15 protein-coding genes are annotated in these 19,912 nt (G+C 71.1%); 3 read left to right on the top strand and 12 right to left on the bottom strand.

Annotated features, from left to right (window positions below; translation table 11 throughout):
- Nucleotides 1-143 precede the first annotated feature (143 nt).
- The 12 genes from ABF401_RS10100 to mraZ form a co-directional block, all read right to left on the bottom strand.
- Complete coding sequence (locus ABF401_RS10100; protein ID WP_353509427.1) at nucleotides 144-917, bottom strand: cell division protein FtsQ/DivIB; 774 nt, start codon at nucleotides 915-917, stop codon at nucleotides 144-146.
- The gene (gene murC / locus ABF401_RS10095) at nucleotides 914-2,380 is read right to left on the bottom strand and encodes a UDP-N-acetylmuramate--L-alanine ligase (protein WP_353509426.1); all 1,467 of its coding nucleotides are present in this window, start codon (nucleotides 2,378-2,380) and stop codon (nucleotides 914-916) included. Before murC ends, ABF401_RS10100 begins: the two co-directional genes overlap by 4 nt.
- Complete coding sequence (gene murG, locus ABF401_RS10090) at nucleotides 2,377-3,483, bottom strand: undecaprenyldiphospho-muramoylpentapeptide beta-N-acetylglucosaminyltransferase (protein ID WP_353509425.1); 1,107 nt, start codon at nucleotides 3,481-3,483, stop codon at nucleotides 2,377-2,379. Before murG ends, murC begins: the two co-directional genes overlap by 4 nt.
- Complete coding sequence (ftsW, locus tag ABF401_RS10085) at nucleotides 3,480-4,853, bottom strand: putative lipid II flippase FtsW (RefSeq protein ID WP_353509424.1); 1,374 nt, start codon at nucleotides 4,851-4,853, stop codon at nucleotides 3,480-3,482. Before ftsW ends, murG begins: the two co-directional genes overlap by 4 nt.
- A gap of 5 nt (nucleotides 4,854-4,858) precedes the next feature.
- Nucleotides 4,859-6,349: a UDP-N-acetylmuramoyl-L-alanine--D-glutamate ligase gene (murD, locus tag ABF401_RS10080; RefSeq protein ID WP_353509423.1), complete on the bottom strand. Its 1,491-nt coding sequence runs from the start codon at nucleotides 6,347-6,349 to the stop codon at nucleotides 4,859-4,861.
- Nucleotides 6,346-7,428, bottom strand: coding sequence for a phospho-N-acetylmuramoyl-pentapeptide-transferase (gene mraY, locus ABF401_RS10075; protein ID WP_353509422.1), 1,083 nt, complete (start codon nucleotides 7,426-7,428; stop codon nucleotides 6,346-6,348). The genes murD and mraY overlap by 4 nt, the downstream gene beginning before the upstream one ends.
- Nucleotides 7,425-8,816 (bottom strand): UDP-N-acetylmuramoyl-tripeptide--D-alanyl-D-alanine ligase, encoded by a 1,392-nt coding sequence (locus tag ABF401_RS10070; protein ID WP_353509421.1) that lies wholly within the window; start codon nucleotides 8,814-8,816, stop codon nucleotides 7,425-7,427. The genes mraY and ABF401_RS10070 overlap by 4 nt, the downstream gene beginning before the upstream one ends.
- Nucleotides 8,813-10,444: a UDP-N-acetylmuramoyl-L-alanyl-D-glutamate--2,6-diaminopimelate ligase gene (locus tag ABF401_RS10065; protein WP_353509420.1), complete on the bottom strand. Its 1,632-nt coding sequence runs from the start codon at nucleotides 10,442-10,444 to the stop codon at nucleotides 8,813-8,815. The genes ABF401_RS10070 and ABF401_RS10065 overlap by 4 nt, the downstream gene beginning before the upstream one ends.
- A gap of 11 nt (nucleotides 10,445-10,455) precedes the next feature.
- Nucleotides 10,456-12,267, bottom strand: coding sequence for a peptidoglycan D,D-transpeptidase FtsI family protein (locus ABF401_RS10060; RefSeq protein WP_353509419.1), 1,812 nt, complete (start codon nucleotides 12,265-12,267; stop codon nucleotides 10,456-10,458).
- A 378-nt stretch (nucleotides 12,268-12,645) separates the two neighbouring features.
- Complete coding sequence (gene ftsL, locus ABF401_RS10055; protein ID WP_353509418.1) at nucleotides 12,646-13,290, bottom strand: cell division protein FtsL; 645 nt, start codon at nucleotides 13,288-13,290, stop codon at nucleotides 12,646-12,648.
- Nucleotides 13,287-14,357: a 16S rRNA (cytosine(1402)-N(4))-methyltransferase RsmH gene (gene rsmH, locus ABF401_RS10050; RefSeq protein ID WP_353509417.1), complete on the bottom strand. Its 1,071-nt coding sequence runs from the start codon at nucleotides 14,355-14,357 to the stop codon at nucleotides 13,287-13,289. The genes ftsL and rsmH overlap by 4 nt, the downstream gene beginning before the upstream one ends.
- A 275-nt stretch (nucleotides 14,358-14,632) precedes the next feature.
- On the bottom strand, nucleotides 14,633-15,064 hold the full coding sequence (gene mraZ / locus ABF401_RS10045; protein WP_353509416.1) for a division/cell wall cluster transcriptional repressor MraZ: 432 nt from the start codon (nucleotides 15,062-15,064) through the stop codon (nucleotides 14,633-14,635).
- A gap of 528 nt (nucleotides 15,065-15,592) precedes the next feature.
- Between mraZ and ABF401_RS10040 the strand changes: the two genes are divergently transcribed.
- From ABF401_RS10040 to ABF401_RS10030, 3 genes are all read left to right on the top strand, one after another.
- Nucleotides 15,593-16,576, top strand: coding sequence for an AAA family ATPase (locus tag ABF401_RS10040; RefSeq protein ID WP_353509415.1), 984 nt, complete (start codon nucleotides 15,593-15,595; stop codon nucleotides 16,574-16,576).
- A gap of 7 nt (nucleotides 16,577-16,583) precedes the next feature.
- Nucleotides 16,584-17,858 carry a DUF58 domain-containing protein gene (locus tag ABF401_RS10035; protein ID WP_353509414.1) on the top strand — a complete coding sequence of 425 codons (1,275 nt, stop codon included), beginning with the start codon at nucleotides 16,584-16,586 and terminating at the stop codon, nucleotides 17,856-17,858.
- Nucleotides 17,855-19,912, top strand: a 2,058-nt coding sequence (locus tag ABF401_RS10030; protein WP_353509413.1) for a transglutaminase TgpA family protein, incomplete at its 3' end; no start/stop codon positions are given. The genes ABF401_RS10035 and ABF401_RS10030, both read left to right, overlap by 4 nt.

Raw genomic sequence — 19,912 nt, 5'->3', positions numbered from 1 at the left:
TTGACCTAAAGGTTACGGTTTGGTCACGAACCAGTGCCCTGACGGTATGCCGCGGGGAGGGGCGGTTCAACCCACCACGCCGCGTGTCGGCAGGGCGATTGTCACAATGCCGCTGACGTGTCCCGTCCGAACCTCCCGCGCCCTCAACGCGTCACGGGCGCCTCAGGAACCGTGACGTCGATGGTGCGGCCCGGCTCGGCGAGAAGGATGGCCACGAGCTTCGCCTTGACCGCCGCGTCGTCCGGCCCGCCCCAGAGCACGGTCCGTCGGCCGGCCTTCGTGTCCAGGGTGAGCTCCACGCGATCCCCCCGGGTCAGGGCCACGTCGGTCACGGAATCGCGCAGCGCACGGTCGAGCGCAGCAAGCGCGTGGAGGACGGCCTTGACCCCCTCGGGGGTGGCGGCACCGGTCGCCGACGACACGACGGGAAGCCCGTCCGGCGCCTCGGCGACGGTCCGGAAGGCGACGCCCTCGCGGTCGTAGAGCTCGAGCACACCGGAACCGCTGCGCACCACGAGGACGGCGACCCGCGGAGTCACCTCGATCACGACGCTGTGCGGGAGGCGCCGGGCGACCGACACCCCCACCCAGCGGCGGTCTCGTTCGATCCGGTCCTGCGCGGCGGCGGTGTCGACGCGCATCAGCGGCCCACCGAGCGGTACGGCTGCGACCTGCCGCACCACTGCCGCCTCCGATGACCCGACGCCCCTGACCTCGACCCGCTCCGCGAGGAGGAACGAGCTGAACCACCCGAGCCACACGGCCCCTGCCACGAGCAGCACCGCCAGGCTGGCCACGACGGCGATGACCCACGGCCGACGCCGCGCCCGTGCGGCCCGACGTTCGAACCGGCCTCGGGCAGAGGCGAGCCCGACGCGGTACCGGCCGCGTTGACGCGAGCGGGTCACCTGCTTCATGGCGGCCCGCCGCCGAGGAGCCTGAGCACCTCCGGACCGATCATCGTCACGTCGCCGGCGCCGACCGTCAGGACGAGGTCTCCGGGCCGCGCAAGTCCGGCGACGACGCCGGGTACCTCTGACCACGAGGGGACGTAGTGGACCTCTGCGCCCGGCCGGGCGTCTGCGACGGCGTCGGCGACGAGCTGGCCGGAGACGCCGGGAACCGGGTCCTCCCGCGCGGCGTACACGTCCATGACGACGGTGATGTCGGCTGGTGCCAGGCCCCGCCCCAGCTCGGTCGCGAAGTCCTGGGTGCGGCTGTAGAGGTGCGGCTGGAAGACCACGATGAGGCGCCCGGGCGGCTCGACGAGGCGGACCGCGGTCTCGACGACCGCAGCGACCTTGCCCGCGTTGTGGGCGTAGTCGTCGATGACGACGACGCCGCCCGCCCCGCCCTTCGGCTCGAACCGTCGCCGCGTGCCCGTGAACGACGCGAGACCCGCAAGCACTCCGGCTGGGTCCTGGCCGAGGCCATGGACAGCGGCGGCATACGCGGCAACGGCGTCGAGGGCGTTGTGACGGCCCGGGATGCCCAGGCGCAGCTGGTGCTCGATGCCTCCGTCCAGGAGGGTCGCGGCGGAGGTGAGACCGTCCTGGGAGTAGTCGCGCAGCAGCACATCGGAGCCCGGGTCGAAGCCGTAGGTGAGGACCCGGAGGCCATCGTCACGAGCCCGCTCGGCCAGGCCCAGTGCGCCCTCGTCGTCCGCGCACGTGATGACGAGGCCGCCCGGCGGCACGGTTCGGACGAAGGCGTCGTAGGCCGCCTGGACGACCGTGAAGCTGCCGTAGAAGTCGAGGTGGTCGGGCTGGACGTTGGTGACGATGGCGATGTCGGGACGGTAGACCACGAACGAGCCGTCACTCTCGTCCGCTTCGACGACGAAGACGTCGTCCGTCCCCTGGTGCGCGTTGGTCCCGTGCCTGGCGAGCTCTCCCCCGACCGCGAAGGACGGGTCGAGTCCGCACCCCTGCAGGGCCACCGCCAACAACGAGGTCGTCGTCGTCTTCCCGTTGGCGCCCGCCACGGCGAGCCGGCGCTGCCCGTGCATGAGGCTGGCCAGGGCCTGCGCACGGTGCAGGATCAGGGCCCCCCGGGCGCGCGCCGCAACCAGCTCGACGTTGTCGTCCCGGATCGACGAGGACATGACGACTGTCGGAGCCCCCGCCTGGTGCTCCTCGTCGAAGCCGACCCAGACCGTGGCACCCTCGCTGGCCAGCGACGTGAGCACCGGGACGTCCTTGGCATCGCTGCCGGACACGTCGATCCCGCGAGCGAGCATGATGCGGGCGACCCCGGACATCCCGGCGCCGCCGATGGCCAGGAAGTGGACGCGTCCGAGGTCCTCGGCCCTCGGGACCTCCGCAGTGAAGTCGAATCTGGCTGCCGCAAAAGGATGCCCAGCCGTGGGCTGACCGCTCATCGGCGCGAGCCCCAAGCCTCGTCGACGAGGTCGGCGAGGGCATCGTCGGCAGCGCGCTCCCCGAGTCGTGCCGCGGCCTGCGTCATCTGAGCGAGCTGCTCGTCGTCGGTGGCGAGCGGGAGCACGTGCGCCTGCACCCATTCCGGCGTCATCGCCGCGTCCTCGACGAGGATCCCGCCGCCTGCGGCCACCACCTCGGTCGCGTTGAGCCGCTGCTCACCGTTGCCGATCGGCAGGGGCACGTAGACGGCGGGCAGGCCGACAGCGGTGAGCTCGCACACCGTGTTCGCGCCTGACCGGGCCACGACGAGACCGGCCGCCGCATAGGCCAGCTCCATCCGGTCGGCGTAGGGAACGACGCGGTAGGGAGCGCCACCCTGGGGCACCTCGGGCGTGACGTCCTTGCCGAGCCCCGTGATGTGCAGGACCTGGACGCCGCCCCGGCTCAGTCGCTCGGCGGAGGCCGCGAACGCCGCGTTGAGCCGTTGTGCCCCGAGCGAGCCGCCGGTGACGAGCACGGTGGGTCGGTCGGCCTCGAGCCCGAAGTGCTCGAGAGCCTCGGGACGGGTTGCAGCGCGGTCGAGCTGGGTGATCTCGCGGCGGAGGGGCATTCCGATCCGCCGCGCTCCCGGAAGCCGGGTGCGGGAGAACGTCGTCGCGACGTAGGGCGTCCATCGGGCGCCGAGGCGGTTGGCGAGACCGGCCCGGGCGTTCTGTTCATGGATGACGATCGGGATGCGGCGCCGACGGGCCGCGAGATAAGCGGGCGTGCTGACGTAGCCACCGAACCCGACGACGACCTCGGCCCCGGTTTCGTCGATGGCCCGTCCAGCGGCCGCCACCGCCTCCCTGAGCCGACCCGGCAGCCGCACGAGGTCGGCACCAGGCCGACGAGGCAGCGGGACCTTCGGCACGTAGCGCAGGTCGAAGCCACGCGCCGGCACGAGCCGTGCCTCGAGGCCGACCTCGGTGCCGAGTGCGGTGACCGAGATGCCCGGGTGGCGACGCACCAGGGCGTCGGCGAGGGCCAGCAGCGGCGAGACGTGGCCGGCGCTGCCTCCCCCGGCGAGCAGGACGGAGGTGGGCGAGGACACGGGGATCACCGTTTTCTGCGAGGGGTCGGACGGGAAGGCCGCCGGGAGGGCAGGACACTGAGCGTCCGCTTGATGAGCCCCGGACGGGCTGCGAGCAGGGGGCGGCAGCCGGGCTCGCTGCGCGCGAAGGAGAGCAGCATGCCGAGAGCGAGCAGTGTGGTGACGAGCGAGGAACCGCCGGCGGACACGAGCGGAAGGGGCACACCGACGACGGGGAACAGCCCGATGACGGAGCCGATGTTGATCGTGGCCTGGCCGATGAGCCAGGCCATGACCCCCGCGGAGGCGACCCGGATGAAGCGGTCCTGGGTCCGGGTGACCAAGCGGTAGCACGCCCAGGCGAGCACGCCGAAGAGGACGAGGACCAGCAGCGTGCCGGGCAGCCCCAGCTCCTCACCGATGATGGCGAAGATGAAGTCGTTGTGGGCCTCGGCGAGCCACTTCCACTTCTCCTTGGAGCCGCCGAGGCCGACACCCCACCAGCCGCCGTCGGCGAGGGCATAGAGCCCGTGGACGGACTGCCCGCACCAGCCGTCCGGGTCGGTCTGGCAGGTCGGGTCCAGCCAGTTGCTGATACGCGTCGTCCGGTTGCTGCTGGAGGTGACGAGGACGATGATGCCCGCGACGAGGCCGGCCCCGCCGAGGACGAAGAGCCGTTTGGGGGCGCCCGCGACAAAGAGGACGGCAACGACGATGAGGCCCATGACGAGCCCCGTCCCCAGGTCGTTCCCGCCGAGGACGAGAGCGAGGACGACGGCGCTGATCGGCACGACGAACGGCAGGATGGCGTGGAGCCAGTTGCCGACCAGGCCGCCCTTGTTGGCGAAGATCGCGGCGCCGGTCAGGACGAGGGCGATCTTGGCGAACTCGGACGGCTGGATCTGGACGATCCCGAGGTCCAGCCAGTTCAGGTTGCCCTGGTGCTTGACGCCGAGACCCGGCACGAAGACGGCCGCCTGCAGGGCAACCGCCCCGACGAGGGACACGCCGGCCAGTCGTCGCCACCACCGGACCGGCCACCTGGCCGCCCACGCCGCCACGGCGGCGCCGACCACGGCGAACAGCAGCTGCCTCACGAAGTCGCTGTAGAACGCCTTGTCGGCGAGGAGCGCCTCGACGCTCGACGCGGAGAACACCATGATGAGGCCGAACACGACGAGCGTCGTCGTGACGCCGAGCAACAGGTAGTACGTCGTCAATGGCGACTCGAGCTTGCCGAAGTGCAGCAGTGGCGGACCGCCGTCACCGGCAGCCGCCCCGCGTCTCCGCCGGGGCGCGGCTCGGTCGCCGGGTCTGTCCGCGGGTCCCTTCGCGGGTCCCTTCGCGGGCCGCTTCGGCGGGCTGGTGCCGGCGCCCGCTCCGCGTCGGCCAGTGGTCACCGAGCTCACAGGTCGCCCCCGCGCCCCTCCACGTGCCGCCGGACGGCCTCCTCGAACGCGAGGCCACGCGCGCTGTAGTTGGTGAACATGTCCATGGAGGCGGCTGCCGGCGCGAGCAGGACCACGTCACCGGGCTGGGCGAGGCGCGCAGCATGAGCGACGACGAGATCCATGACCCCAGTGTCGGTGTCCGGGACGTCGACGACCGGCACATCCGGTGCGTGTCGGGCCAGCGCGTCGGCGAGCTTGGCCCGGTCGGCGCCGATCAGCACCACGCCACGCAGCCGTGAGGCCACCTCCTCGACGAGGCTGTCGACGTCGGCGCCCTTGAGCAGCCCGCCGGCGATCCAGATGACGCTGTCGAACGACGTGAGGGCCGCAGCGGCGGCGTGCGCGTTGGTCGCCTTGGAGTCGTTGACCCACCGCACCCCGCGCGCCGTCGCGATCTGCGCGATCCGGTGCGGGTCGGGACGGAAGGCTCGCAGCCCGTCACGCACCGCGATCGGTCCCACGCCGTAGGCCCGGGCGAGGGCCGCCGCGGCCAGCGCGTTGGCGAGGTAGTGGGGCGCCACCGACGGCGCGTCGCCGCGGAGGTCGTCCATGGTGCACAGCTCCGCCGCAGCGTGCTGTCGCTGCTCGACGAAGGCTCGATCGGCGAGCACGTCGTCGACGACCCCGATCATGGACGGGGCCGGGATCCCCGTCGTGAAGCCGATGGCCCGGCAGCCCTCGACGACCTCGGCCTCCATGACGAGCTGCTCGGTCTGGATGTCGGCCACGTTGTAGACGCAGGCCAGATGGGTGTTGTCGTAGATCTTCCCCTTCGCTCGCAGGTACTCGGCGTACGACCCGTGCCAGTCGAGATGGTCCGGGGCCACGTTGAGCACCGCCGAGGCAACCGCGGAGATCGATCGCTGCCAGTGCAGCTGGAAGCTGGACAGCTCGACCGCGAGGACGTCAAAGGGCTCGGGATGCAACACGGCCTCGAGGATCGGCGTGCCGACGTTGCCGGCCGAGGTCGCACGCAAGCCGGCCGACCGCAGGATCGAGGCGAGCATGTTGACCGTCGTCGTCTTGCCGTTCGTGCCGGTGACGGTGAGCCAGGGAGCCGCGCCTTCGAGGGGGCGCATCCGCCACGCCAGCTCGACCTCGCCCCAGATCGGCACCCCTCGGGTGGTTGCCGCGAGCATCAGGGCGTCGTGTGGCGGCACCCCCGGAGAGGTCACGACGAGATCGGTGCCGGAGGGAGGGTCACTCAGGTGTTCGGGGCCGAGCCGGACGTCGACGCCGAGGATGTCGAGGATCGCGGCCCGCTCGGTGATGACATCCGTGACGTCACGCGACACGGCCGTGACGGCTGCTCCTCGCTCGGCGAGCGCGTCGGCGGCAGCGAACCCGGACACGCCGAGACCGACGACGAGAACGCGCAGGCCTGACCAGTCGGCATCCCGATGCGTGAGCCCGGGCCGGGGCTCGTGGGCGGGATCGAAGGTCATTGCGTCCCCACCACCCACTCCGCGTAGAAGATGCCGAGCCCGAGCGCGACGAACAGGCCCGCGATGATCCAGAAGCGGACGACCACGGTGACCTCGTGCCAGCCCACCATCTCGAAATGATGGTGCAACGGCGCCATCCGCAACACCCGTTTGCCGGTCGCCTTGAACGAGATCACCTGGGCCATCACCGAGAGCACCTCGAGGACGAAAAGGCCGCCCAGGATGATGATGAGCAGCTGAGTGCGGGTCGTGATGGCGAGGCCGGCCAGGGCTCCGCCGAGGGCGAGCGAGCCCGTGTCGCCCATGAAGATCTTGGCGGGCGTCGCGTTCCACCAGAGGAAGCCGAAGCACGCTCCCATACCCGCGGCGGCCACGAGTGCCAGGTCGTGGGAGTCACGCACCTCGTAGCACTTGATGCCCGGGTTGGTCTGACAGTTCTGGTTGAACGTCCACAGGCTGATGAGGACGTAGGCCCCGAACACCATCGTCGAGACCCCGGTGGCGAGGCCGTCGAGTCCATCGGTGAGGTTCACGCCGTTGGACGTGCCGGCGATCATGAGGTTCGCCCAGATGACGAAGAGGATCATCCCGACGAGCGTGCCCGCGAAGGCGAGGTTGATGTTCGTGTCGCGCACGAAGGAGATGAACGGCGAGGCGGGCGTCCGGTACTGCTCATTGGGGAACTGCAGCGCCAGAACGGCGAAGATGACACCGACGAGGGTCTGGCCGAACAGCTTCTCACGCGACCGCAGCCCGAGGCTGCGCTGCTTGGAGATCTTGATGAAGTCGTCGAGGAAGCCGACGATGCCGAGACCCGTCATGAGGAAGAGGACGAGGACGCCGCTCGCCGTGAGCGGCGTGAGGGTGACCAGGTGCGCCGCCGCGTACGCGCCGAGGGTGGCGGCGAGGATGACCGCCCCTCCCATCGTCGGGGTGCCGCGCTTGGTGTGGTGCGTGGTCGGCCCGTCGTCGCGGACGAACTGGCCGTAGCCACGTCGGACGAGGAACTTGATGAACAGTGGAGTGCCGAGGAGGGAGAAGAGCAGAGAGAAGGCGGCCGCCGCAAGGACACCCTTCACGGCGCCACCGTCCTCTCGTTGCCATCGGCCCATTCCCCGGTGCCGGCGAGCCGGTCACCGAGCCACCGTAGCCCGCTGTCGCGGCTTGACTTGAGCAGGACGACGTCACCGGGCCGGAGTCGCGCCGCGAGGAACTCGTGGGCCGCGTCGACGTCCGGAAGCCACTCGCCCGCGCCGTAGGCCCTCGCTCCGTCGCCGACCGCCACGACGTGGTCGACTCCCAGCGTGGCGGCATACGACCCGATGGCGGCGTGCTCACGGTCACCGTCCGGCCCGAGCTCGAGCATCCCGCCGAGGACGGCCCAGCGCGCTCCCGACGTCGAGATGGCAACGAGCGCGTCGAGGGCCGCGCGCATGGAGTCGGGGTTGGCGTTGTAGGCGTCGTTGACGACGACGACACCGTCCGCACGCTCGGTGATCTCCATCCGCCAGCGGCTCACCGGCGTCGCCTCCGAGAGCGCTTCCGCCACCCGGTCGAGCGGCATCCCGAGCTCCAGCGCCGCCGCGGCCACCGCGAGTGAGTTGGCGACCTGGTGAGCACCGCTGAGCTGCAACGATACTCGCGTACGCCCCTGCGGGGCGATGAGGTCGTATGCCGCTCTGCCCCACTCGTCGACGGCCACGTCCTCCGCGCGCACCTCCGCCTCAGGCGAGCGACCGACGAGCTGGACGCGGGACTGCAGGCCGGCGGCCATCGCGGCCACCAGGGGGTCGTCAGCGTTGAGGATGGTGAGGCCATCGGGTGGCACGGCCTTGGGCAGCTCAGACTTCGCGAGCGCGATGTTGGCGCGGGAACCGAACTCCCCCACGTGGGCGGAGCCGACGTTGAGGACGATGGCGACCTGCGGTGGGGCGATGTGGGTCAGGTACTCGACGTGGCCGATCCCCCGGGCACCCATCTCGACGACGAGGTAGCGGGTCGCCGGCGTGATCCGGCACACGGTGAGCGGCACGCCGATCTCCCCGTTGAGCGAGTTGACCGGCGCCACCGTCTCGCCGACCGTGGACAGGACGGAGGCCAGCAGGTCCTTCGTCGTCGTCTTGCCCGATGACCCGGTGATCGCGACGACCTGCACCCCGGGCGCGCGGTCGAGCACGCCTCGAGCAAGCCGCCCGAACGCCGTCTGGACGTCGTCGACGACGATCGTGGGCACACCCGCGACGGGGCGGGACCCGAGCACCGCCACGGCCCCGGCCGCGACGGCGGCGGGTGCGTAGTCGTGACCGTCCGCGAACTCGCCGACCCGGGCGACGTAGAGGCTTCCCGGTCTGCAGTCCCGTGAGTCGGTGGTCACGACCCCGTCCACGACCACGGCGGCCGGGTCGTCGCAGTGGTGGAGCGCCCCGCCCGTGACGTGCACGAGGTCCGCCAGGCTCACGGGGATCACCGGGCTCCTCCGACCACGGCTGCGCTGAGCGCCGACCGCACGGCGTCCCTGTCGTCGAACGGGTGCTTCACCCCGTGGATCTCCTGTCCCTTTTCATGGCCCTTGCCGAGCACGACGACGGTGTCCGTGCCGGCTGGGCCGCTTGATTCGCTCGAGTGGTGGACGGCCATCGCGACCGCGTCGTTGATGGCCTGGCTCCTGCGTCCGCCGTCGAGCACCTCGGTCACCCTCGCTCCGCCCTCGCGGACGGCCCGCCGGGCACCGGCCAGGACGGCCGCTCGAATCGTCGCAGGGTCCTCGGAGCGCGGGTTGTCGTCGGTCACGATGACGACGTCCGCCCGCCTCGCCGCCGCCATCCCCATGGCCTCTCGTTTGCTGCGGTCCCGGTCACCGCCGGCTCCGAGGACGGCGATGAGCCGCCCTCCGGTGGAGGGCCGCAGCGCAGCCAGGGCAGCGTCGATGGCGTCGGGCGTGTGGGCGAAGTCGACGATGCAGCGGGGCTGGCCCTCGTCGCCGACGGCGACGACCTCCATCCGGCCGGGCACGACGGGGGGCACAGCCAGCGCTGCCTCGACCCGATCCGGCGCGACCCCGAGGCGGATCAACGTCACGGCCGCGATCGCCGTGTTGGCGATGTTGAAGGATCCGGGCAGGTGCGACACCAGGTCGAGCGACACGTCACCCGCACGGTTTCGCAGACAGAACCTGCCCTGCGCCGCGTCCGGCCGTGCATCGGCAGGCCCGGCGTCGGCCCGATCGGCGGCGACCACCCAGTCTGCGTCAGCGCCGTCAGCGCCGGTCGTCGTCACCGTGGTCACCGGCACGGTGGCCCGCTCGACGAGGCGGTGACCCCACGTGTCGTCGATGCACACGACCCCTGCGCGGCAGCGCTCGGACGTGAAGAGGCCGGCCTTGGCGTCGAAGTAGTCGTCCATCGAGTGGTGGTAGTCGAGGTGGTCCTGCGAGAGGTTGGTGAACAGGGCGAGGTCGTAGACGACGCCGTCGACCCGGTGCTGGTGCAGTGCGTGGCTCGACACCTCCATGACGCACGTGTCGGCCCCTCGCTCCCTCATCACCGCGAGAAAGGCATGGAGGTCGGGCGATTCGGGGGTGGTGTAGGCGGAGTCCAGACGTTCCTCACCGATGCGCGTCTCGACCGTGCCGATGAGTCCAGTCCGGTGGCCGAGCGCCCGTAGGGCCGACTCGAGGAGGTAGGCCGTCGTCGTCTTGCCGTTGGTGCCGGTGATCCCGATCATCGTCAGGTCCGCGCCCGGGTCGCCATAGACGGTCGCGGCGATGCGACCGAGGCAGGCCCGCGGGCTGTCGCTGACGACCACCGGGACGCCGAGCCCCCCGGTCTCCTCGATCGCCGCCGCCCCTGCGTCGTCGGTCATCACGGCGACGGCACCGAGGCGCACGGCGTCAGCCGCGAACCGAGCCCCATGGACGTGCTGTCCCGGGAGGGCGGCATAGAGATCACCCGGCCGGACGGCTCGGCTGTCGAGCGAGACGCCCGTGACGGTGACGTTCGGAGGGACATCAGAGGCAGCGCGCAGGCCTCCACTGCGCTCGGCGAGGGCGCGCAGGGATACGCCCGGCGCCGAGGGCCGGATCAGGTCAGGTGACACGTCAGCCCAACTTACAGGCCGTCCCGGCGAGCCCGGGCGTCGCTCAACACGTCCGGGTCATCCGGCGAAAGGCCCTTGTCCGCCCACACGTGGTACTGGAGGTCCGAGGGCGCGCTCCACGGTGTGTTCTCCCGTTCGAGGAGATAGGTCATCACCTGGTTGAACACCGGGCCGGCCAGGGCCCCACCGAACATCCCGGCCTGCGGCTTGTGGATGAACACAGCGACGACGTACTTGGGCTTCTCGGCCGGCGCGTAGCCGATGAATGAGGCGGTGAAGCCGTTGTAACGGCCGAGCCGCTCGTCATAGCGATCCGCGGTGCCGGTCTTTCCGGCCACGCGGTAGCCCGCGATCCGGGCGTCGGCTGCTGTCCCGTTCTTGCCGGTGACCTCCTCGAGCATCCGGCTCAGCTGGGTTGCCGTCCGCTCGGAGATGACCCGGGTGCCCTGCCCCGAGGGGGCCGGCACATAGGTGCCGCTGTCGTTGTACGTGCCCTCGACAAGGGACAGCGGCATCCGGATTCCCTTGTTGGCCACGGTTGCGAAAACGCTGGCCGCCTGGACCGCCGTGAGGGCGTAGCCCTGCCCGAAGAGCACGGTGTACCGCTGTGGTGCGTTCCAGTCGCTCGCCTTGGCGAGCTCGCCGCTCGACTCCCCGGCGAAGCCGACCGCGGTCTTCTGGCCGACGCCGAACTTCCGGTACATCTGCTCCATCGCGTCCGGCTTGACTCGCTCTCCGACGAGGATGGTGCCGAGGTTCGAGGACTTCGCGATGACGCCCGTGGCCGTCAGCTGCTCGGTGCCGTGGTTCTCGTGGTCCTTGAACTTCAGACCGGCCCGCGGCAGCCGGTTGGGGACGATGACGCCGGTATCAGGCGTCACCACGCCGCGCTCCAGGGCGGCGGCCATCGTCATGAGCTTGCCCGTCGAGCCCGGCTCGAAGGCGTCCTGGAAGGCGTGGTTGCGCAGGGCCGCCGAGGAGGCCGAGGACAGGTCATTGGGGTCGAACGTCGGGTAGCTGGCGGCGGCGCGGATCTTGCCGGTCGCCAGCTCGAGGACGACCGCCGTGCCCGTCTCGGCCTTGACCGCGGTCACCTGCTTGGCAAGCGCGTTCTGGGCATACCACTGGATGTCGGAGTCGATGGTGAGCCGGACGTTTCGGCCATCCACCGCTGGTTGGTCCACGCGCTGGGAACCGGGGATCATGGCCCCGTTCTGCGCCCGCTCGGCGACGGTCGTGCCGGCCCGACCCGCCAGCGTCCCATCGAGCATGAGCTCGACGCCACCTCCTGCCGTCTGGTCCGCCGCGACGTAACCGACGAGCTGGCCCAGCGCCATCGATGTCGGGTAGAGGCGCTTGGCCGTGCGTTGCGCCGCGATCCCCGGCACGCCCAGGGCCTGGATCTGGCGCCAGTCGCTCGGGGTGACGTCCTTCTTGACGATGACGTAGCGGGTGTTCGGCTTGGTGAAGAGCGTCGTCAGGCGAGCGACGTCGAGGCCGAGCTTCGGCGCCAGGTCCGCCGCCGCCTGGTGGACGCCCTGCCACCCGCACTCGCCTTCCACCTTGACGTAGCACTGGATCGCCACCGGGTCGGCCGCGACCGTGAAGCGCTCGACGCTGTCGGCCAGGACCTGGCCGTTCGTATCGAGGATCTGGCCGCGCATCGCCGGTGTGTGCAGCTTGATCAGGCGCTTGGACAGCGCCGCGGCCTGCGTCGCCGAAGCGTCGAAGGCCTGGATGCGCAGCAGCTGGGCGGCGAAGACGCTGAAGAGGAAGAGCACGGCAATGAACATGGCGCGCGCGCGGCCCCGCGGATTGGCCACCGCGATACGCAGGCGCCGCTGCCGCCGCGGTCCAGGCGGCGCCGTTCCACGCCGTGGTGCCGGGCCCCGACCGCGGGGACTCGGGCTCGAGCGACCCGCGGTCTGCTGGCGAGCCCGGCTGGGCTGCTCAGGACGGCGCTGTTCAGGACGGCGCTGTTCAGGACGGCGCTGTCCCGTGGTGCGCTGCCCGGCGCCGGGCTGCACCGGATGTGGGCGACGCTGGGCCGCGCCTCCCTGCGGTTGGCGCGCCGCCGAGGTGCGGGCACGCCCCGACGCCCGGGCGGCGGAACCGCGCCCCTGGCCGGCGCGAGCAGCACGATCCGGGCGACCAGGCGTGCCAGCCGACCCGGATGCTGGTCCTCGAGCTGTGGTCACGGATCACCTCGTGGGCGTGGTCTGGCTCGGCGTGGGCTGGCTCGGCGTGGTCTGGCTCGGCGTGGTCGGGGCTTGGCTCGTGGGGGCAGAGGTCGGACTCGCCGTCCCCAGTGTCGCGGTGGCGCTGGCCGAAGCCGTGGCTGCCGGACTCGTCGGCGTGGCGGCCCGCGTCGCAGCCTTCCGCTTCGTCGCATCGGGCTTGGCGACCGGCGTCGGGCTCGTCACGACCCCGAACGCGAGCGACCGGCTCGCCGGGTACGCGGTCCCGGACAGCTTGCCGGTCGCCATGTCGATGTGCGCACGTTCGTTGGACCGGACCAGGCCCAGCTGGCTCGCCTTCTGGGCGAGTGCGCCGCTCGCCGACGCACTGTCGATCTGCTCTTGAAGGTCACCCGCCGATTCGCTGAGAAGGAGAGACTCGTGCTGCAGTTCCCCGAGCTCGATCGAGCCCTTGGCCAGGGCGGTGTTGAGCACGAGCAGGGCGACGAGCCCGGTGACGAGCAACGTGACGCAGATGGCCGCGAAGGCTCCGCTGCCCGTCGTCGTGATGCGGGCGGGGATGACTCGCAGCGGTGCCGGTGTCGGACCGCGCCGCGGGGCGCGCGCCGGGGACCGGAGCGGCCTGGCGGGCGCGGTGGCCTGGCTCATCGGACGGCTCCCTTCCTGGGTGTGCGCCTGCTCGCGGTGGCGCGGCTCGGTGTTGCGCGGCTTGGTGTTGCCTGGCTGTGGACGGCGGTGGCCGCCGAGGTTCCGGTGTCGCGGATTCGTTCGGCCGCCCGCAGCTTGGCCGACGCGGCTCGCGGGTTCGCGAGAACCTCGGCGTCGTCGGGCTCTTCGGCGCCGCGGGTGAGGGCACGCAGGTACGGGGCGTGCTCCGGCAGCTCGACCGGCAGCCCGGGCGGCGTGCTCGAGGTCGTCCCTGCAGCGATCGCACGTTTGGTCAGGCGGTCCTCCAGCGAGTGGAAGGAGAGCGCCGCCATGCGACCGCCGACCGCGAGGACGTCGATGGCGGCCGTGACCGCGCGCTCCCACCCGCCGAGTTCGTCGTTGACCTCGATCCGCAGGGCCTGGAAGGTCCGCTTGGCCGGGTGGCCGCTCTGGCGCTGGGAGGCCGCCGGGATGACCCGGCGAAGCAGCTCGACGAGGCGCGCCGACGTCGTGAAGGGCTCGCTCGCCCGCTCCCGGACGACGGCCGCCGCGATCTTGCGGGCGAAGCGCTCCTCGCCGTAGTCGCGCAGGATGCGGGTCAGCTCCTCCACGGGGTACTCGTTGAGGACCTGCGCCGCGGTGAGGCCACTCGTCTGGTCCATCCGCATGTCGAGCGGTGCGTCAACCCGGTAGGCGAAGCCGCGGTCCTCCTCGTCGAGCTGGAGCGAGCTGACCCCCAGGTCGAACACGATCCCGTCGACGTGCTGGAGACCGGCAGCGAGGACGACCCGCGCGATCTGGTCGTTCGTCGCGTGGATGCCGGTGAAGCGGTCCCCGAACCTCGCGAGCCGCTCCCCCGCGAGCTCGAGCGCCTCGCCGTCACGGTCGATGCCGATGACGCGGCACCGGGGGAATCGCTCGAGGACACCCTCTGCGTGGCCGCCCATGCCGAGCGTGCCGTCGACGTGGACGGCGCCGTCGCGGGACAGGGCCGGCGCCAGGAGATCGAGGATGCGGTCGCGCATGATCGGGACGTGGCGTTCGTGCGCCTGTCCTCGGTCGGTCATGCTCGTCCCTCTCTCGCGTGCCCCTCGGCGCTGAATGCGCCTCGGCGGCTGGTGTGACCAGTGGTTCTGGTGGTGCTGGTGTGACTATGGGTCTGCGCTCTGCGAGTGGAGGGAGGGAGCCGAGCGTCTGGCGGCGTTGGTGGCGGTGACGGCACTGTCGGTGGCGACCTGGGGGCTGGTCCCCATCCGCTTCCCCGCCCGGGACGGGGGAAGTCGTCCCGGGAGCGGAGCGGCTGGAGGCCGGCACGCAGGTCTGCAGGGCGTCGGTCGTGCACTCAGAAGAGTCCGGGGATCACCTCCTCCTCGGTGTCCGCGAAGCTCTGCTCCGTCTCCTCGAGGTAGGCGTTCCAGGCCACGGTGTCCCAGACCTCGAGCCGCGACCCCGCACCGATGACGGTGACCTCGCGGTCCAGGCCCGCGTACTCGCGCAGCTTGGCCGGGATGGTGAAGCGGCCCTGCCTGTCCGGGACCTCGTCCGACGCGCCGGACAGGAAGACGCGGCTGTAGTCCCGCGCCTTCCGGCTCGTCATCGGCGCCTGGTGCATCTGCTCCGCCACCTTGACGAACTCGTCCATCGGAAAGATGAACAGGCAGCGCTCCTGCCCCCGCGTCACGACCAGGCCCCCCGCCATGCGGTCGCGGTACTTGGCCGGCAGGAACAGCCGGCCCTTCTCGTCGAGCCGAGGCGTGTGCGTCCCGAGAAACACAGGTCCGCCACCTCCCCTACGTCGACCCGTCGGCGTCCCCACTGCCTTCCTTGGTGCTCCACCATACTCCACTTTCCCCCACCGTCAACGAAGGAAACCCCGGCTCGAGGGACTTCCTGGCAGCGTTTTCGCACGTCAAAGGCGGTGGAGCGAAGTGGAGCCGTATGCCGCTGGGCTCGCCCCGCGCGCACGGTTGCGTCCGCGCGGGGCGAGCTCAGCGGCATACGGCAGGGTCGTTTTCGGTGCACCCCCCGTGCTGACGGAGCTCACGGGGGCCATTTGCGTGACGCCTGCAACGACTCGGGGGGACACTGGTGGAGGAAAGTGGTGCACCCGTCGACGCCGGTCGGGCCAAACGTCTCCATCCGGTCACGACCGTCCGCTCACTTCCGGCGCCGCGGCCTGATGGGAGAAGATCACGTGACGTCCACATCGCCTCACGCAGACTCTGGTGCGTGGCGAAGCGGACATGACGCGGCAGGGCACCAGACCATGGACGGTTCCCATCAGGGACAGACGGAGGACAGCGTGACGACGGACACCACCGGAACTGATACCACCGAGGATCTCGACCTCGTCAGGAACGTGGCGGATCGGCTCTTCGGGGCCATGACCCGGGTCATCGAGGGCAAGCCGGAGGTCGTCCGGACCACCATCACCGTCCTCTTCGCGAGTGGACACCTGCTCATCGAGGACGTGCCCGGTGTCGGCAAGACGATGCTCGCCAAGACCCTGGCCAGGTCGATCGACGCGTCGGTCCGGCGCATCCAGTTCACGCCCGACCTGCTTCCCAGTGACGTGACCGGCGTCAGCATCTTCAACCAGGACGCCCGACGGTTCGAGTTCCGTCCCGGTGCCATCTTCGCCAACGTCGTCGTCGGCGACGAGATCAACCGGGCCTCGCCGAAGACCCAGTCCGCCCTCCTCGAGTCGATGGAGGAGCGGCAGGTGACGGTGGACGGCACCACCTACCCGCTCAAGGCACCATTCATCGTCATGGCGACCCAGAACCCGATCGAGATGGAGGGCACCTATCCCCTCCCCGAGGCTCAGCGCGACCGCTTCATGGCCCGAATCTCGATGGGGTACCCGTCGCCCCGGGCCGAGCTGACCATGCTCGACAGCCACAGCGCGCAGTCACCGCTCGAGCACCTCAGCGCGGTCACGGACGCCGACACCATCAACCGGGTCGTGGCCGCCGTGACGCAGGTGCACGCCAGCCCGGCGGTGCGGCAGTACATCGTCGACCTCGTCACCCGGTCGCGCTCGACGACGGCGCTGCGCCTCGGGGCCTCACCGCGCGCGGGACTACACCTGCTCCGGGCGGCCCGGGCGCAGGCCGCCCTCGAGGGACGCGACCACGTCATCCCGGACGACGTGCAGTCGCTGGCCGTCGCCGTGCTGTCCCACCGGCTCATGCCCTCGAGCGAGACCCAGCTCGCCCGGCGGACCACCGCCGAGGTCGTCACCGACCTGCTCCGGCAGGTGCCGGTGCCGTCCGGCACGCGGTGAGGCCGAGATGCGTTCGCTTCGGGGACTGCTCACGACGAGGGGACGCGCCTTCGTCGGGGCCGGTCTCACGCTCTCGCTCGCGGGCATCATCTTCGGGTTCCGGGACCTGACCCGCTTCGGCGTCCTGGCGGTCGCGCTCCCCTACATCAGCGCCCTTCTCGTCCGCACGCGGAAGACGCGCATGCGCATCGAGCGGCACATCTCGCCCGACCGGATCACCGTCGGCCAGGACGCACATGTCGCCCTCGCCTTCGAGAACGTCTCGACGACCACGACGCCCGTCTTCCTCGCGGAAGAGCGGCTCGACTACGTTCTCGGTGACCGGCCGCGCTTCGTCGTCGGTCGCATCCCGCCCGCGCGGGTCCGCATCATCGACTACACCGTCCGGTCGCACCTGCGCGGGCGCCATCACCTCGGGCCGCTGGCCGTGCAGGTCCAGGACCCCTTCGGCCTCGCCACGCGCAACGCGGTCCTCGAGGGCACCGCCGACCTCGTCATCCTCCCCCAGGTCCACCCGTTGTCCGCCAGCCGCCAGCCCAGCTCGGGCGTCGGGTCCGAAGGCGAGCTCGCCCACCTCATCGCCCTGCACGGCGAGGACGACGTGACCATCCGCGAGTATCGCGACGGCGACGACCTGCGCCGGATCCACTGGCCGGCCACGGCCCGGACCGGAGACCTCATGGTGCGCCAGGAGGACCGGCCCGCCCAGCGCCGCGCCGTCGTCCTGCTCGACCCCCGTCCCGACGCCCACGGCGGCAGCGGGGCCACCGGCTCGTTCGAGTGGGCCGTGTCCGCCTGCGCGTCCATCGCCGCGCACCTGTGCGAGTCCGGCTACGCCGTTCACCTCGTCTGCCCGGAGACCGTCGAGAGTGGGCGGGTCGCCGACACCCTCCAGATCGACGAGATCCTCGACGTGCTGGCCATCACCGCGCTCCGTCCCAAGTCGACCGAGGACCTGCTCCTGCGCGCGGCCCAGGGCCTCGCCGCCACGGGAGGATTCGTCGTGGCCATCGTCGGGCCGCGCGGCCACGAGGTGACGGGCCGGCTCGCCAGCCTGCGCCAGCCGGGCACGACCGGTCTCGCCCTCGTCCTGGACTCCCGTTCGTTCGGGCAGAGCCCCGTGACGGCTGATGGCGGGGGCACCCTCGGTCCGGACGAGGTCGAACCGCATGTCGACGCCCTGCGGCTCGCTGGCTGGCGCGCGATCGCCGTCGAGCGCGACGAGGACGTCCCGCGCGCCTGGGCGGTGCTCACCGCCGCAACGGTGGGAGGCATGCGATGACTCGCCGCCGCTGGCGGATCACCGTCCTGGCTGCCCTGGCCACGCTCGCAGCGGTCTACCCCATCACGAGCCTGTTCACCAGCGCGAAATGGCTCCCGGAGGCGATGCTCGTCATCGGGTTGACCGCCGCCGTCGGACTCCTGCTCCGAGGACTGACGCGGTCGCGACTGCTCATCGTGCTCGTGCAGCTCCTCCTCGTGCTCTACGTCGTGCTGCTTCGCTCCACCGGCGACACCTTCAGCTACGGCATCCCAACGGCGCGGACCGTCGAGCTGGCCAACGCGCTCGGGCTCGAGGCAATCGAGACGATCCAGCGCAACTCCGCGCCCGCGCCGCTCACCGCTGGAGTCGCCTTCTACCTCGTCGCGGCGGTTGCTCTCATCGCCGTCCTCGTCGACGCGATGGCGGCCACCTGGCGCGCGCCGGCCGCGGCAGGGCTTCCCCTGCTCACGGCCTACCTCATCACCGCAGCCAACGGCAACGCCGCCTCAGCGGTGCGCTACTTCGTCGTGCCCGTGGCCGTCTGGCTCATCATGCTGCACACGACGGCCCGCGCGACCTTTGGCCGGTGGAGCACGACAAGCGTCAGCGACGTCACGGGAGGCGAAGCGAGCTCCGACAACGCCTCCGCCCTGCGCGCGCTGACTGGGGGCGCGGCCCGGCTCGGCGCCCTCGCCGTCGCCGCGGCCCTGGTCATCCCCGTGCTGGTGCCGCACTTCCCGCCGCACTACCTGACGGACGGTCTCGGTCGCTCGCCGGGATCCGGGGGTCTGGGAACCGTCGGGTTCAACGACACGATCGACCTGCGCAACAGCCTCGTGAACAGCGACCAGACCCCGATCCTCCGGTACACCTCGACCGGGCCGGCCAACGTTCCGCTCCGCGTGGTCGCCACCTCGTTCTACGCGCGCGGAGAGTGGCGAGTCGCCGGACGGAGCGGGCAGGGTCCCGACCGGCCCGTGCCACTCCCCCCGCAGTCGGACCGCCGCGAGTACATCATGACCGTGAGCCACAACGCCCTCAAGGCGCCACGGCTCGCCGCGCCGTATCCGGTGGTGACTCCGAACATCGAGGGGACCTCCTACCGGATCGACCCGGTGACGCGCGACATCCGGGTGGACCGGACGGTCGACTCGTACCAGGTCACCTATGCCGACGTGAATCCTCCGGTCTCGAAGCTGCGCGCAGCCGGAGCGCCGACGTCTCCGGACATCCTCCCCGAAGACCTCGAGATCCCGGACGTCGCCGCCGGACTGGTCCACCGGTGGTCCGACGAGGTCACCGCGGGCGCAACCACGGACTACGACCGGGCCGTCGCGATCCAGAGGCATCTGCGCGACACGACCCGGTACACCTACAGCCTCGATCTCGGCGAGCCACCGACCAACGACAAGGGCGAGGAGCTCGACCCGATCTCGGCGTTCTACGAGACCCGGCGGGGCTACTGCACCCAGTTCGCGACGGCGATGATCATGCTGGCCCGGGCACAGGGCATCCCGGCGCGGATGGCCATCGGGTTCATCCCGGGCACCCGTGACGGCAGCTCCAACGTCGTCCGGGCCTCGGACGCGCATGCCTGGCCCGAGCTGTACTTCGAGGGTTCCGGCTGGTTGCGATTCGAGCCGACCGCGTCACGATCCGGGCCGCCGGCCTACTCGGTGCCCGGCCAGGTCACGCCGGGAGATGGTCAGACCACCTCCGGCACCGCGGCCACCGGCACGGCCACCCAGACGCGGTCCACACGGCAGTTCCAGGAAGGTGAGAATGGCGGCTCCTCGACGGCGACGTCCTGGGTCGACCAGTGGCTCACGGGGACCAACCTCGTCATCCTCATCGCCGTTCTTGTCGTGGTGCTCGGCACCTTCCTCATGCCCCTCACCGCCTGGGTCGTCCGCACCCTGCGGCGGCGGCGCGCCATCAGCCGCCAGGACCTCGTCGAGATCGAGTGGGACGCGCTGATCTCACACTTCGACGACCTCGGGCTGTCCGCGCCACCGGGAGCGACCCTCCGGGCTGCCCGCGATCGTTACATCACCGACGGGCACCTCGACGAC

This window comes from Intrasporangium sp., from assembly GCF_040414665.1.
In the GTDB taxonomy this organism is placed as follows: domain Bacteria; phylum Actinomycetota; class Actinomycetes; order Actinomycetales; family Dermatophilaceae; genus Intrasporangium.
The sequence above is the reverse complement of the archived record's forward strand: the minus strand, read 5'-3'. Positions and strand labels throughout refer to the sequence as shown.